Origin of the sequence: Streptomyces sp. NBC_01428, assembly GCF_036231965.1 — a bacterium.
In the GTDB taxonomy this organism is placed as follows: Bacteria; Actinomycetota; Actinomycetes; order Streptomycetales; family Streptomycetaceae; genus Streptomyces.
This window is the reverse complement of the sequence record NZ_CP109499.1, coordinates 6,106,500-6,121,641: the sequence shown is the minus strand read 5'-3', so window position 1 is coordinate 6,121,641 and position 15,142 is coordinate 6,106,500. Positions and strand designations below refer to the sequence as shown.

Annotated in this window: 11 protein-coding genes and 2 tRNA genes; 2 read left to right on the top strand and 11 right to left on the bottom strand. The window is 72.2% G+C overall.

Going from position 1 to position 15,142, the window contains the following annotated elements; all coding sequences use genetic code 11:
• Position 1 precedes the first annotated feature (1 nt).
• From OG406_RS26490 to leuS, 5 genes are all read right to left on the bottom strand, one after another.
• A complete protein-coding gene (locus OG406_RS26490) occupies positions 2-2,632 on the bottom strand; it encodes a ComEC/Rec2 family competence protein (RefSeq protein ID WP_329188126.1) in 2,631 nt (876 codons plus the stop codon).
• Between the two features lie 272 nt (positions 2,633-2,904).
• Positions 2,905-3,735, bottom strand: coding sequence for a helix-hairpin-helix domain-containing protein (locus OG406_RS26485; RefSeq protein WP_443067106.1), 831 nt, complete (start codon positions 3,733-3,735; stop codon positions 2,905-2,907).
• A 1,008-nt stretch (positions 3,736-4,743) separates the two neighbouring features.
• A complete protein-coding gene (locus OG406_RS26480; RefSeq protein WP_164370772.1) occupies positions 4,744-5,589 on the bottom strand; it encodes a DegV family protein in 846 nt (281 codons plus the stop codon).
• 72 nt (positions 5,590-5,661) lie between these two features.
• Positions 5,662-6,393: a hypothetical protein gene (locus OG406_RS26475; protein WP_164370771.1), complete on the bottom strand. Its 732-nt coding sequence runs from the start codon at positions 6,391-6,393 to the stop codon at positions 5,662-5,664.
• A gap of 141 nt (positions 6,394-6,534) precedes the next feature.
• Positions 6,535-9,420: a leucine--tRNA ligase gene (leuS, locus tag OG406_RS26470; protein WP_267050772.1), complete on the bottom strand. Its 2,886-nt coding sequence runs from the start codon at positions 9,418-9,420 to the stop codon at positions 6,535-6,537.
• Between the two features lie 422 nt (positions 9,421-9,842).
• Between leuS and OG406_RS26465 the strand changes: the two genes are divergently transcribed.
• Positions 9,843-11,153, top strand: a complete 1,311-nt coding sequence (locus OG406_RS26465; protein ID WP_329188123.1) for a ferric reductase-like transmembrane domain-containing protein — start codon at positions 9,843-9,845, stop codon at positions 11,151-11,153.
• Positions 11,150-12,769, top strand: coding sequence for an NADH-quinone oxidoreductase subunit NuoF family protein (locus OG406_RS26460; protein WP_164370768.1), 1,620 nt, complete (start codon positions 11,150-11,152; stop codon positions 12,767-12,769). The genes OG406_RS26465 and OG406_RS26460 overlap by 4 nt, the downstream gene beginning before the upstream one ends.
• Positions 12,770-12,896: 127 nt before the next feature.
• Here OG406_RS26460 and OG406_RS26455 read toward each other — a convergent pair.
• The 6 genes from OG406_RS26455 to rsfS form a co-directional block, all read right to left on the bottom strand.
• A tRNA-Ala gene (locus OG406_RS26455) sits at positions 12,897-12,969 on the bottom strand.
• A gap of 160 nt (positions 12,970-13,129) precedes the next feature.
• Positions 13,130-13,363 (bottom strand): hypothetical protein, encoded by a 234-nt coding sequence (locus OG406_RS26450; protein WP_010986886.1) that lies wholly within the window; start codon positions 13,361-13,363, stop codon positions 13,130-13,132.
• Between the two features lie 3 nt (positions 13,364-13,366).
• The gene (locus OG406_RS26445) at positions 13,367-13,540 is read right to left on the bottom strand and encodes a hypothetical protein (protein WP_329188120.1); all 174 of its coding nucleotides are present in this window, start codon (positions 13,538-13,540) and stop codon (positions 13,367-13,369) included.
• 283 nt (positions 13,541-13,823) lie between these two features.
• Positions 13,824-13,896, bottom strand: a tRNA-Ala gene (locus OG406_RS26440).
• A gap of 118 nt (positions 13,897-14,014) precedes the next feature.
• Positions 14,015-14,701 carry a histidine phosphatase family protein gene (locus OG406_RS26435; RefSeq protein WP_081217236.1) on the bottom strand — a complete coding sequence of 229 codons (687 nt, stop codon included), beginning with the start codon at positions 14,699-14,701 and terminating at the stop codon, positions 14,015-14,017.
• Positions 14,698-15,141: a ribosome silencing factor gene (gene rsfS, locus OG406_RS26430; protein WP_081217237.1), complete on the bottom strand. Its 444-nt coding sequence runs from the start codon at positions 15,139-15,141 to the stop codon at positions 14,698-14,700. The genes OG406_RS26435 and rsfS overlap by 4 nt, the downstream gene beginning before the upstream one ends.
• Position 15,142 lies beyond the last annotated feature (1 nt).

The window sequence follows — 15,142 nt, the reverse complement described above, 5'->3', positions numbered from 1 at the left end:
CTCAGTGTCCCGCCACACTCAAGGCCCCGCCCGCACTCGTGACGGCGAGCGACCCGTCCTCGTCGGTCCGCAGCACCACCGCGCCCCCGGCCCGCAGCGCCTGCACCGTGCTCGGGGCGGGATGCCCGTAGACGTTGTCCCTGCCGCAGGAGATGAGCGCGAGGCGCGGCGCCACCCGGCGTATGAGCTCGGGATCCTGGTAGGAGGACCCGTGATGGGCGACCTTGAGCACGTCCACACCGCCTACCTCCAAAGCTGCGGGTGACCTCAACAGGGCCTGCTGCGCGGGTGGTTCGAGGTCCCCGAGCAGCAGCAGCCGCAGCCCGGCCGTCCGGACGAGCAGGGTGATGCTCGCGTCGTTCGGACCGTCCGGCGTCGGGGCCGGATCCGGTGGCGGCCACAGCACCTGCCAGTCGAGCGCGCCGGTGCGACGCCGCTCGCCGGCCGCGGCCCGGGTCACGGGGATGTGTCGCGCGGCCGCCTCCCTCCTGACGAACTCGGCCTGATCCGGCGGTTCTCCGAACCCGGTTGTCTCGATCGCGCCCACCGACCGCCCGTCGAGCACACCCGGCAGCCCCGCGACATGGTCGGCGTGGAAGTGCGTGAGCACGACGAGCGGGATCCTGGTGACGCCGAGGGTGCTCAGACAGCGGTCGACCGCGACCGGGTCGGGCCCGGCGTCCACCACCACGGCGCTGCCGTCACCCGCGGCCAGCACCGTCGCGTCGCCCTGTCCCACGTCGCACATCGCGAACCGCCAGCCGGGCGGCGGCCATCCCGTGATCACCCTCGTCAGCGGCGGCGGCTGCACCACGACCAGCAGGAACACCACCAGGCAGGCGCCGATCAGCCAGGGGTGCCGCAGCAGTCTCCGTCCCACGAGCACGACGACAACCGTGACGAGCGCCAGCAGACCGGCGCCCGCCCAACTCCCCGGCCAGTCCACTCCCCCGCCGGGCAGGGCGGCGCCGGTGCGCGCGATCTCCGCGATCCACCGGGCGGGCCAACTCGCGCACCACGCGAAGACCTTGGCGACCGGCATCGCCACGGAGGCCGTCGCCAGCGTCCCGAAGCCGAGCACCGTGGCCGGCGCGACCGCGAACTCCGCGAGGAGGTTGCACGGCACCGCCACCAGGCTGACCCGCGCCGACAACACGGCGACCACGGGCGCGCACAGAGCCTGCGCCGCGCCGGCCGCGGCAAGCGCCTCCGCCAGCCGGGGAGGTACCCGGCGCCGGCGCAGCGCCGCACTCCAGCGCGGGGCGACCGTCAGCAGGGCGCCGGTGGCGAGCACCGACAGCAGAAAGCCGTAACTGCGGGACAGCCAGGGGTCGTACAGCACCAGCAGCAGTACCGCGGTGGCGAGCGCCGGGATCAGCGATCTGCGGCGCCCGGTCGCGATGGCGAGCAGCGCGATCGATCCGCAGGCCGCCGCCCGCAGCACGCTCGGGTCCGGCCGGCACACGATCACGAAGGCGAGGGTGAGCGCACCGCCGAGCAGGGCGGTCGCCCGGAGCGGGACACCGAGCCGGGGTGCGAGTCCGCGCCGCTCCACCCGCTGGGCGAGGCCCGCCGGGCCGATGAACAGGGCGAGCAGAATCGTGAAGTTCCCGCCGCTGACGGCGAGGAGGTGAGTGAGGTCGGTCGCCTTGAAGGCCTCGTCCAGCTCCGGTGTGACCCGCGCGGTGTCCCCGACGACCAGGCCCGGCAGCAGCGCCCGGGCGTCCGCCTCCAGACCGTCGGTCGCCGCACGCAGCCCCTCCCGCAGCCGTCCGGCGAACCGCTGCGGCCCCGACGGCTCCGCCACCACCTCCGGCGGCGCGCTCCCCCGGACCCGCAGCACCGCCGCGACGTCGTCCCCGCCGGACAGAGCCGGCACGACCCTCGCCGCCACCCGCACCCGCGTGGACGGCAGCAGCGACAGCCAGGGTGAGCGCTCGCCCGTGCCCCGGTCGGGCCCGCGCCGCGAGCGCGTGTCGACGATCACCAGCACCGGCGTCCGGGTGGCGAGCACCGAGCCGTCCGCCTCGACGATCCTCCTGACCCGCGCGTCGAAGAGCAGCGCTGTCGGCGCCATGTGGTCCCCGGTGATCCGGGGCCGGGTGAACCGTGGATCGGAGGTGACCTCCACGTCGGCCGTCACCTGGGCGAACCTCTTCGCCAGCGCCGGCACGGGGCCGCGCCGCACGTCCGCGCCGTGCAGCCCCGCGGAGGCCGCGGCCGCGGAGACACAGAGCAGCACGGCGGCCGCGGAGACGCGGGGCCACCCGCCCGGTCGTACTCCTCCACGCCCCCGCCACGTCGCGAACACCCCGCGTCGGCGGACGGAACCTCCGAGTGCCGAGGCGGAAGCAGGTTCGCCTAGCACCCCTGAACGCGCTTCGGACCGCCCGACCGACAGCAGCAGGCCCGCGGCCACCAGGGACACCACCGCCACGCCGGTGACCCACCCCGGCGACGCCCCCACCAGCAGGGCAGCCGTCACCCAGACCGCCAGGGCGGGCGGCACGAGCCGGAGGTCCACCGGCCCCTCCACCCGAGGGTGTGCGGCGCCCAGTCGCTTCCCGGAGTCGGCGTGGACGGACCTGCGGCCCGAGGCGTGTGATGCCGGCTCGCTGCTCGCCGGACGCACATCCCTCGCGCTCGTCGCCGCCCCCACCGAGCCCGTACCCGAAGGCGACCCGAGCGAGGGCGAAGGCACAAGCAGTCCGACCGAGCGCGTAGGCGCAAGCGGTCCGACCGAGCGCGCACCCGAAGGCGACCCGACCGAGCGCGAAGGCACAAGCGGTCCGGCCGAGCGCGTACCCGGAAGCGGTCCGGCCTGCGGACCGTCAGCCGCCAAGCCGGTGCCGCTCGCGGCGCCCTTCGCGGTGCCGCTCCCGCCGCCCCTCTCTCCCCTGTCGCTCATGGCTGCACCAGGTCCCGGAGGTCCGAGAATCGGCGATCGCCGATTCCGTTCACCTCGCGGAGTTCGTCGACCGCGCGGAACCCGCCGTGCGCCGTGCGGTAGTCGATGATGTGCCGGGCCAGCACGGGGCCGACGCCGGGCAGTGTGTCGAGCTGGTCGACCGTGGCCGTGTTGAGGGCGATCGGCGCCGAGGGTGCCGCACCGGCCGCGCCTCCTGCCGCTCCGGCCGGACCCGCCCCATTCGACCCCGCCCCGGAAAGCCCCGCCCCGGGCCCCGCTCCCGGTGGGGGCACCGCCGCTCCGACCACGATCTGCTCCCCGTCGACCAGCAGACGCGCACGGTTGAGCCCGCCGGTGTCCGTGCCGAGCCGCACGCCGCCGGCCGCCCGCAGGGCGTCCTCCACCCGGGAGCCCCTCGGCAGCCGCTGGAGTCCGGGGGTTCGCACCTTGCCGCCGACGTCGACGACGATCCGGCTCCCGGCGACACCGGTGGGGCCGGAGGCTCCGGTCGAGGCGCCCGCTCCCCGCGCGGTACCGGACTGTTCGCGCTCCCCGCCCTTGCTCCCGAACGGGACCGCCGCCCGTACCACCTCGGGGGCACGCACCGGCTGCGGCCTGCCGACCCAGAAGTGCTGAACGGCGAAGACAGCCGCCGCGACCAGCAGCACGGTCAGCGCGGCCACGCTCCTGCGCTCCAGACCGCACCGCGTCTGGAGCCACAACGGCAGCCGCTCCCGCACGGCCGGCCCGACCCGCTCCCGCCACGCCCCGACACCTCCACCCGCGCCAACACCGGCACCGGTGTCCTCCAGCTCGTCCGGAACCATGTCAGGAAGCGAGGTAGGCCGAGAGCCGGAGCGCAGGTCGAGACGGGCATCGGAATGCCGGTCGGGATCAGCATGCCGGTCGCGCCGCACGTCGAAGCGGGTGTCCGACTGCAGGCCGGCCTCGGCGCCCGAGCGACCGAGGGCCCCGCGGCGAGACCGGGTGTCCCGGCCCGCATCACCCAAGGCCCCCTCCCCCGAACCCGTCCGAGCCGGGGCGGGTCGTAACGACGCGGCGCGCGCCCGAAGCTGCCACTCGGCATACGCCCCCACCCCTCGGAGGGCCAACCCCGCGGGCGCGCTCGCCTCCGCAGGACGCTCGCCTCCCGGCAGACCCGTCGCGGGCCCGTCCCCGCCCCCGTCCCCGCCCCCGTTCCCGTTCCCGTCATGAAAGCCCTCGGAGCCGTGCCCCGAACGCTCGCCCCTCTCCTCCTGAGGAACCTCGGGGCTCTCCCGAATCCCGCCGCCGGCACCGAGCGGCCCGGTCCCCCGCACGGTGCTCCCCCGCGGACGCCGCGATCCCCTCAAGTCCTCCAGGTTCCTCCAGCCCTCGGAACCTCCGGGACCCTCCAGGCGGGCCGGCCTCACCAAGGCCCCCGGCGCTCCCGGGCCGTCCCTCACCTCCGGATCAGCGCCCGGCGGATCGCTCCCCAACTCCCCGTGCCTCGTGGTCCGTTCGGCAAGGAGAGCCTCCGCACGCAGGCGCAGGGCGGCCGCCGACGCCTCGTGGCGGTGCGCGCGGCTTCGTGGGTGGTGACGGCGGTGGCGGCTGCGGCCGTCGGAGACGGGGCCGCGGCCCGGGCCGCTGGTCGGAGTCGCGGTGCGTGAGCTCGATCGAAGTGCCATGCGGCGAGGATCCGGCAATCCGGCCCACTCGCGATGATCATGGTCAATTCCGGTGGACGACCGCCCACTTGTGGATATCTCCGTCACTCACGCGGGCGCGGGCCCGGTCGGAGAAGTACGGCGGGAGCCCCGGCTCGGTCGATCGCAGTCGGCGAGCCGGGTGCCTCAGCGAGGCGAGACGACCGCCGCGAGCAGCCCGGGTCCCGTGTGCGCCCCGATCACCGCGCCCACCTCGCTCACGTGCAGTTCGACGAGGCCGGGCACGCGTACGCGCAGCCGGTCGGCGAGGGCCGACGCCCGCTCGGGGGTCGCCAGGTGGTGGACGGCGATGTCGACCTGGGCGCTGCCGGCACGCTCCGCGACGATCTCCTCCAGGCGGGCGATGGCCTTGGACGCCGTGCGGACCTTTTCGAGGAGTTCGATGCGGCCGTCGTCGAGCTGGAGCAGCGGCTTCACGGCGAGCGCGGACCCCAGCAGGGCCTGCGCGGCGCCGATCCGGCCGCCGCGGCGGAGGTAGTCGAGGGTGTCGACGTAGAAGAACGCGGACATGCCCGCGGCCCGCTTCTCGGCCGCCGTCACCGCGTCGTCGACGGTGCCGCCCGCCTCCGCGGACTCGGCGGCTGCCAGTGCGCAGAATCCGAGGGCCATCGCGACCATCCCCGTGTCGACCACCCGCACCGGCACCGGTGCCTCCCGTCCGGCGAGCACGGCGGCGTCGTAGGTGCCGGAGAACTCCGAGGACAGGTGCAGGGAGACGATGCCGGTGGCGCCGGCCGCGGCGACCCGGCGGTAGGTCTCGGCGAACATCTCGGGGCTGGGCCGGGACGTCGTGACGGGGCGGCGCTTCTGGAGCGCCAGGGCCAGGGAGCGGGCCGAGATCTCGGTGCCCTCTTCGAGCGCCTGGTCGCCGAGGACGACGGTCAGCGGGACCGCTGTGATGCCGTGGCGCTCCATCGTCCGCGTCGGCAGGTAGGCCGTGGAATCGGTGACGATCGCGACATGGCGGGACATGAGCTGGAGATTACCTGTCGATACGGGTGGGTGGCAGCCCGGGCCCGGGTGCCTGTGACCGGGGCGGCCGGATCACGTGGTGCTCTCGGGGCGGGGCTTCTTCTGCCAGGGGTAGGTGGGACGTTGGCCCGGCGGCGTGATGGCCGAGCGCGTGGGCTGCTCCGGGGTGCGGGAGCGCGGCGTCTCGGGCCAGGTCTGTCCGTCGGCTGTACCGGCGTCCGCCGCGGGGGCGTCGGGCCAGGACGCTGCGGGCCCCGGCTCCTTCGTCCAGTGCCGCAGCGCTCCGGCCTCCAGGTCGATCTGGCTGCTCAGGGTGTCCAGGTCGTCGCCCGCGAAGCGGTGCGCCCGGTCACGGGCGGCCCAGCGCAGCGAGTCCGCCGACCGCGTGATCCGCTCGGTGCGCTCGCGCAGGCCGGGCAGCCGGGTGGCCAGCGCGCCCCGGTCGGGCTCGGCCTCCAGGCGCTTCAGCTCGGCGTCCAGCTCGTGTCCGTGCGCGCTGAGCCGCTCGAAGAGGCTCAGGGACTCCTTGAGGGACTCGTCCTCCGCCACGCTCGCCTGGAGGGCCTCCTGGGTGGCCCGCATCGAGGTGCGCAGCTTCAGGCGGAGCTGGGCCAGCTCGCCCTGGGGACCGAACTGGGTGAAGGTCTTCGCCCGCAGGGTGTGGTCCTCGACGGTGCGGCGGGCCTGCGTGATCGTGCGGTCGACGCCGCGCTTGGCGGCACCGACGACTTTCACCGTCGCGTAGGCGCCCAGCACCACGAACAGCAGGAAGAGCAGGGCGATCACGGTGATCACTGTTCCCATCACACTCCTCCTCGGACCGGTCGCGGCAGGCGTGGCCGCGCTCTCAACGGTAAACGCTGCGGGCAGGTTCGGAGTTCCGGAAGAACCCCGAACCTGCCCGTAGGGGACTACCCCGAGCCGCGCCGGCGAAGCCGTGGGGCCCTAGGCGGTGACGATGTTGACCAGCTTCGGCGCCCGCACGACGACCTTGCGGATCCCCGCGCCGCCCAGTGCCGCGACGACCTTCTCGTCGGCCAGCGCCACCTTCTCCAGCTCCTCGTCGGAGATCGCCGGGGAGACCTCCAGGCGGGCCTTGACCTTGCCCTTGACCTGCACGACGCAGGTCACGGTCTCGTCCACGACGTACGCCGGGTCGGCGACCGGGAAGTCCTGGTGGACGACCGAGTCGGTGTGGCCCAGCCTGCGCCACAGTTCCTCGGCGATGTGCGGGGCCAGCGGCGCGACCATCAGGACCAGTGCCTCGGCGACCGGGCGCGCGACGGGGCCGCCCACCTTGGTCAGGTGGTTGTTCAGCTCGGTGACCTTGGCGATGGCGGTGTTGAAGCGCATGCCCTCCAGGTCCTGGCGCACGCCGTCGATGGCCTTGTGCAGGGCCCGCAGGGTGCTCTCCTCGACGTCGGCCCCGGCGGTGTCGACGACGGTGACCTCGCCGGTCGCCTCGTCGACGACGTTGCGCCACAGCCGCTGCAGCAGGCGGTACTGGCCGACCACCGCGCGCGTGTCCCAGGGGCGGGACACGTCCAGGGGGCCCATCGCCATCTCGTACAGGCGCAGGGTGTCCGCGCCGTACTCGGCGCAGATCTCGTCCGGAGTGACCGCGTTCTTCAGGGACTTGCCCATCTTGCCCAGCAGCCGGGAGACCTTCTCGCCCTGGTAGTAGTAGGCGCCGTCGCGCTCCTCCACCTCGGCGGCCGGTACGGCGATGCCGCGGCTGTCGCGGTACACGAAGGCCTGGATCATGCCCTGGTTGAACAGCCTGTGGAACGGTTCGGCCGAGGACACGTGGCCCAGGTCGAACAGCACCTTGGACCAGAAGCGGGCGTACAGCAGGTGCAGCACGGCGTGCTCGGCGCCGCCGACGTACAGGTCGACGCCGCCGGTCGGCTGTCCCTCGCGCGGGCCCATCCAGTACTGCTCGACGACCGGGTCGACCAGCTTCCGGTCGTTGTGCGGGTCCAGGTAGCGCAGCTCGTACCAGCAGGAACCGGCCCAGTTGGGCATGGTGTTGGTCTCGCGGCGGTACTTCTGGGGGCCGCGGCCGTCGCCCAGGTCCAGGGTGACGTTCACCCAGTCCTCGTTGCGGGACAGCGGGGTCTCCGGGGAGGTGTCCGCGTCGTCCGGGTCGAAGGTGCGCGGCGAGTAGTCCTCGACCTCCGGCAGCTCCAGGGGCAGCATCGACTCGGGCAGCGGGTGGGCGATGCCGTCCTCGTCGTAGACGATCGGGAAGGGCTCGCCCCAGTAGCGCTGGCGGCTGAACAGCCAGTCGCGCAGCCGGAAGTTGACGGTGCCCCGGCCGATGCCCCGGCGCTCCAGCCACTCGGTGATGCGCGCCTTGGCGTCGACGACGCCCAGGCCGTCCAGGGAGATCTCGTCGCCGGTGGAGTTGACGATCTTCGCGTCGTACGAGGCGAAGGCGTCGTCCCAGGTGGAGGCGTCGGTGCCGCGGTCGTCGGAGGGCTCGACCACGCAGCGCACGGGCAGTTCGAAGGCGCGCGCGAAGGCGAAGTCGCGGGTGTCGTGCGCCGGGACGGCCATGATCGCGCCGGTGCCGTAGCCCATCAGCACGTAGTCGGCGATGAAGACGGGGACCTGCTCGCCGTTGACCGGGTTGGTCGCGAACGCGCCGGTGAAGACGCCGGTCTTGTCCTTGGCCTCGGCCTGCCGCTCGACGTCGGACTTCGAGGCGGCCTGCGCGCGGTAGGCGGCGACGGCCTCGGCGGGCGTCGCGTGTCCGCCGGTCCACGCGTCGTGGGTGCCCTCGGGCCAGGCGGCCGGGGTGAACTTCTCGACCAGCGGGTGCTCGGGCGCCAGCACCATGTAGGTGGCGCCGAACAGGGTGTCCTGGCGGGTGGTGAAGACCGTGATGGCCTCCCCGTCGACGGGGAAGTCGACGCGTGCGCCCTCGGAGCGGCCGATCCAGTTGCGCTGCTGCAGCTTGATGGCCTCGGGCCAGTCCAGGGCGTCCAGGTCGTCCAGCAGGCGGTCCGCGTAGGCGGTGATGCGCATGTTCCACTGGCGCAGCTTGGCCTTGAAGACGGGGAAGTTGCCGCGCTCGGAACGGCCGTCGGCGGTGACCTCCTCGTTGGCCAGGACGGTGCCCAGGCCGGGGCACCAGTTGACCGGGGCGTCGGAGGCGTACGCCAGGCGGTACTCGCTCAGGACGTCGGCGCGCTCGGCGGCGTCCAGCTCGTTCCAGGAGCGGTCGCCGCCGACGCCGCGTTCACCGGACTCGAACTGCGCGACCAGTTCGGCGATCGGACGGGCCTTGCCGGCCTCGTCGTCGTACCAGGAGTTGAAGATCTGCAGGAAGATCCACTGGGTCCACTTGTAGTACTCGGGGTCGATCGTGGCGAACGACCGGCGCTTGTCGTGGCCCAGGCCCAGCGCGCGCAGCTGGACCTTCATGTTCTCCATGTTGGCCTCGGTGGACACGCGCGGGTGCGTGCCGGTCTGCACCGCGTACTGCTCGGCGGGCAGGCCGAAGGCGTCGAAGCCCAGGGTGTGCAGGACGTTGTGGCCGGTCATGCGCTGGAAGCGGGCGAAGACGTCGGTGGCGATGTAGCCCAGCGGGTGCCCGACGTGCAGGCCCGCACCGGAGGGGTACGGGAACATGTCCATGATGAACTTCTTGGGCTTGGCGACCAGCTCGGGATCACCGGCCAGGTCCCCGACGGGGTTCGGCGCCTCGTACGTGCCCTCGGCGTCCCAGAAGTCCTGCCAGCGTGCCTCGATGTCGGCCGCCAGGGCGGCCGTGTAGCGGTGCGGCGCGGCCACTTCGGCGGTGGCAGCGGTGTTCGTCTCGCTCATGATCCTCAAAGCTCCATCGATCGTCTCTGCCAGCGGCTGACACTCAGGAAATGAAAAAGCCCCTCGCACAGGAGGGGACGCCGCGCCGATTCCGACCACGATTCGTCAGTGGTTCGGGACTGATCAGCGCGGCTCGCTAAGCAGAAGGCGTACGGCACGCATGGCGTCAGGGTACCGCAGCGCCCGCGCGGGCCGCGACGAGCTTTCGGCGCACTCCGGCACTCCGTGCCACCCGCCCCGAGCACCGAAAAAGCTGAACAAAGTTCAAATCTTACTTCGCGTAACGGACACCAGGGGACAACACAAAGACCTCATTGCCCTTTGGTAACAACGCAATAACTCAAACCTCGAACTCGCCCGTATCTCTCGACCTAGAGTGCGGCTTCGGGACCGCTTCCCCGAACCGTTGGGAGTAACCCTCCATGAACCCTCGTCGCAACAACAGCTCGCTTCCCCGAGCGGGCCGTTCGGCCTACGGGGCGGCCAGTGCTGCCGCCCTTCTCCTCATCCCCGTGGTCGTCCTGGTGGGAGGCAATGGAGTCCGTGACTTCCTGAACTTCGGCGCCGGCGTGCTGTCGCTGGTCGCTCTGTCGTGCTCGGTGATCTGGGGCCTCGTCGCCACCGACCGGATCTTCCTGAACACCCGCCAGCGGCTGGTGGCACAGGCCGTGCACCGGACCACCGCCGTCTCCTCCGTCGCCTTCCTGTTCCTGCACATCACCGTCAAACTGGCGCTCGACCACACCACCCTGCTCGCCGCCCTCGTCCCCTTCGGTCTCGGTGTCACCGGCACGGCCGGCCTCATCGGCTTCGGCTCGCTGGCCGCCCTGCTCATGGTCTTCACCGCGATCACCGGTGCGCTGCGGAGCGCCTTCGCCTCCCCGGCGCCGATCGCGGCCCGCTGGCGCGCGGTGCACATGCTGGCCTACCCCGCCTGGTGCTCGGCGCTGGTCCACGGGCTCTACGCGGGTCGACAGGCGAAGCCGATCTTCACCATCCTCTACAGCCTGTGCCTCGTCGCGGTCATGGGCGCGCTGGCGCTGCGGGTGGCGCCCGCCCCCGTCAAGCGCAAGGTCGCGGCTCGCGTCCTCGCGCTCATGGGCAACAACAACGGCCCCGGCGCCCGCGACTTCCGCGAGGACCTCGACGCGTCCCGCGCGGCCAACGCGGAGGCCCCCCTGCCGGGCTTCTCGGCACGCTCGGCCCGGCCGCCCGCGGGCGGGAACTTCGTCCCCTCCCAGCGCATGGACTCCCCCTCCGCGCCGTACGACACCGCCGCGGAAGCAGGCGCGGCGAACGCGGGCACGAACGGTTTCGCCGCGGCCTACCGGGCCGTGTCCACCCCCGGCGGCGACGGCTCCGGGGCCGGCGGGACGCAGCAGTTCCCGATGCCGCCGGCCATGCAGCCGACCGAGATGTTCCCCCGCGTCGACGCCGGCGGCGCGTCGGGCAGCTGGCCCGTCCCCTCGCCGCCCCCCGTCGGTGAGGCCCCGCAGTCGGCGTACGACCCGCTGGCCGACACGGGATACAACATCCCGGTCTATGACAATCCGGCCGTCGACGCGTACGGCATGAGTGACGTGTACGACACCGGTGAGTCGAATGCCGCCTATCGCACGTACAACACCAACGACACGTACGACAGCGGTCCCACGCCTGACGTACTGCCGGGCGCCTTCGACGCTCCTGGCTCCGGTGAATCATGGAACGCCCCTTCCGGAGGCTTTAAGTGAACGAGGCCCTGCCCGACGTCCCGGAGGTCCGCGTCGTCGGACTTCCGCAGCTCACGTCGGGTTTCGACCTGGTTGAACGTCTTGATCTGCCCATGCACCTGAAGGTGCACGGTCCGCTCGAACCGATGGGTGGCGAACAGCTCGCGGGACTCGCCGAGGCGATCTCCCTGAAGGGGCGCGGCGGCGCCGGTTTCCCCTTCGCCAAGAAACTGCGCTCGGTTGCCGAATCGGCCATCAAGAAGGGCATCCGCCCGGTGGTCGTCGTCAACGGAAGCGAGGACGAACCGGCCTGCCGCAAGGACACGGTGCTCATCAACCGTGCCCCGCACCTGATCCTGGACGGCGCCCTGCTGGCCGCCGAGGCCATGGGGGCGCGCACGCTCGTGATCGGCGTGACCCGCGAATCGACCCAGCGCTCCATGGAGGCCGCGCTGGCCGAACGCGGCCTGAGCAACCGGCGCGGATCGCCGCTGCGCGCGCGGGTGCAGCGCAATCCGGTCCGGATGGTGACCGGGGCCGCCGCCTCGCTGGTGCGGTCGATCGACGGCGGGCCGGCCATCCCGCCGGGCCGCAAGATCAGCGCGTCACAGAGCGGTGTGGGCGGTGCGCCAACCCTCCTGTCGAACGCGGAGACCTTCGCCCAGCTGGCCATCGCAGCCCGCATCGGCCCCGACCGCTACCGCAACACGGGCCTCTACGACGAGCCCGGCACCGTCATGCTCACCGTCTCGGGCGCGGTCGCGCGCCCCATGGTGATCGAGGTCCCCACGGGCGTGCCGCTGCGGTACGTCCTCCAGCTGGCCGGCGCCCCGCCGATGCCGCAGGGCGTGCTGACCGGCGGCTATCACGGCAAGTGGCTGGACGCGGCGGCGGTCAACGAGGCGATCGTCTCGCGCGACAACCTGGCCGCGGTGGGCGGCGCGCTCGGCGCCGGCGCCATCATGCCGATCACCCAGCAGACCTGCCCGCTCGGCGAATCGCTGCGGGTGGCCCAGTGGCTGGCCGAGGAGAGCGCGGGACAGTGCGGTCCCTGCTACCTCGGGCTGCCGGCCGCGGCCCGCGGCCTGGAGGACATCCTCAACGGCGGCGGCCCCGCGGCCCTGGAGGCCGTGAAGCAGGTCGCCAAGTCCGTGAAGCGGCGCGGCGCGTGCTCCCACCCGGACGGCTCGGCGATGTTCATCGAGTCGACCCTCAAGGCGTTCACGGACGACCTGGCCGCCCATGTCCTCGGAAACGGCTGCGGACGGCCCGTGGAGGGCGTTCTGCCGCTCTTCGAGGGCGGCAGGGCACCCGCGGGCATCCCGGGCGGCCAGGGCGAGCAGGACACGGGCTCCAGCCGCCAGAAGATCTACGTCGACTGGACGCTGTGCCGCGGGCACGGCCTGTGCGCCGACATCCTCCCCGAGGTCTTCGAGCTGGGGGCCGACGGCTTCCCGACCGTCGCGCAGGCCTCCGTGCCCCGCTACGCCGAGGCGAAGGCCCTGCGGGCGGTACGGCGCTGCCCGGCGCTCGCCCTGCGCCTGGAGGAGGACACCCGGTCCGCCGCGCCGGCCCGCAACAACCTGCCGGTGCTGTCCCAGGGGCGCGGCCGGCGTGCCCTGGGCAGCGGCCGATGAGCCCGCGAGGACGCTGAACACGAGAAAGCGGGCCACCGGTGACCGGTGGCCCGCTTCTCGCTGCCTTCCGGCGCGGGACAACGAAGAAGCGGGCCACCCGATCCGGGTGACCCGCTGTCAACTGCTGTGGAGCTAAGGAGAATTGAACTCCTGACCTCCTGCATGCCATGCAGGCGCTCTACCAACTGAGCTATAGCCCCTCGCGACCAGCGGCGTAACCGCTTCCCGGCCGTTCCGCCCGGTTTCCCCGGCGGCGACGCCAACATTACACGGTCCCCCTGGGGAACCACCAAATCGTTTCCCGTACGCGCCGATTGAGGCTAAATGTCGGATTCGCCGACCCGGCCCGGGACTCCCCGGTCAGGCCGTGGCGAACGAGTAGAACCGCTTGAGGGTGCAGTGCTCGTCGAGGAGCCGGCCGTAGATCGGCTCGCCCTCCAGCTCCCGATATGTCTCGATCGGGTCGCCTTTTATGATCAGTGCCCGCGCGCACTCCTCGCACCAGTACTGGTAGTCGTGGTTGACCGGCTCCATGTCGCGGACGATGGGCGTACCACTGCCGCACCAATCGCACTTCCGCCTGTGTGCACCCATCGATCAGCTCCAGCTGTGGCCGCAGGCCGTGCACACGTAGGAGATCCCACCATTGTCGCCGAGAACCTGGGCGATGTGGGCCGATCCGCAGGACGGGCAGTCGAGGAGGGTGGCTGGCTTCCGGGTCAGTACCGCATCGGGGAGATCCTCGACCTCCTCGATGATGCTGGCAGGCATCGGTTCTCCCTCCCGTCGGGCCGCGCCCCCTTCCGGCCGTTTGATTCTGCCACGGCAGCGGCAATACGGTCAGCGACGCCTTCGTACCAGTCCGGACACGGGACCCGGCGCGGCCGTCGCGGCCCGCGCATTCATGCACGCCAGGAGGGTGTCCGCAGAGATATACGCCCGGCGGCGCCAACTGACTCAAGCGGAGGACAACGAAAAATCCCGCCCCCTGCCGGGGACGGGATCTTCACAAGCGATCAACGACTCTTCGATAACTCGAAAGGGAGTCGATCCGTGGAGCTAAGGAGAATTGAACTCCTGACCTCCTGCATGCCATGCAGGCGCTCTACCAACTGAGCTATAGCCCCGTGTGTTCTTCCCGCCCTGCGGGCCGAACAAGAAGAACTTTAGCCTGCGACCAGCCGGAAAGTGAAATCCGGTCCGTCCGGGCCCGCGGGACCGGACGGAGGCCTTCCGTGGCACCGCTCAGTCGTCGTCGCCGAGCACCGGTTCGGGCAGCGTGCCGGCGTTGTGCTCCAGGAGCCGCCAGCCGCGGGCGCCCTCGCCGAGGACCGACCAGCAGCAGTTGGACAGCCCGCCGAGGCTCTCCCAGTGCTGGGACTCCAGGCCGAGCAGACGGCCGATCGTGGTGCGGATCGTGCCGCCGTGGCTGACGACGACGAGCGTGCCGTCGTCCGGGAGCTTCTCCGCGTGCCGCAGCACCACGGGGGCGGCGCGGTCGGCGACCTCGCTCTCCAGCTCGCCTCCGCCGCGACGGACGGCCTCACCGCGCTTCCACGCGGCGTACTCCTCGCCGTGGCGGGCGATGATCTCCTCGTGCGTCAGGCCCTGCCAGACGCCCGCGTAGGTCTCCCGCAGGCCCTCGTCGTGCGTGACCTCGAGGCCGGTCAGCGCGGCCAGCTCGGCGGCCGTGTTCGCGGCCCGCTGGAGGTCCGAGGCGACGATGGCGTCGGGCTTCAGCGAGGCGAGCAGCCGGGCGGCGCGCCTGGCCTGCCCGACACCCGTCTCGGTCAGCGCGACGTCCGTGGTGCCCTGGAAGCGGCGCTCCACGTTCCACGAGGTCTGGCCGTGCCTCCAGAGGATGAGGCGGCGGCCGCGACCCGGCCTGCCGCCGCTCTCCGCGCCCGGCCTCTTCTCGGCCCCACCGGTCACCGCAGCTCCTCCAGTTCGGCGGAGTCCTCCTCGGCCTGGAACTTGGCGTGCTCGGCGCCCTTGCCGCGGGTCGCCTTGGCCTCCTCGGGGAGGTCCAGCTCGGGGCAGTCCTTCCACAGGCGCTCGAGGGCGTAGAAGACACGCTCCTCGCTGTGCTGGACGTGCACCACGATGTCGACGTAGTCGAGCAGGACCCAGCGGGCCTCGCGGTCGCCCTCGCGGCGCACCGGCTTGACGCCGAGCTCCTTGCTGAGGCGCTCCTCGATCTCGTCGACGATCGACTTGACCTGGCGGTCGTTCGGGGCGGACGCCAGCAGGAAGGCGTCGGTGATCGAGAGCACATCGCTCACGTCGTAGGCGATGATGTCGTGCGCGAGCTTGTCTGCGGCCGCCTGTGCGGCGGTCTTGATGAGCTCGATGGAGCGGTCCGTGGCGGTCACT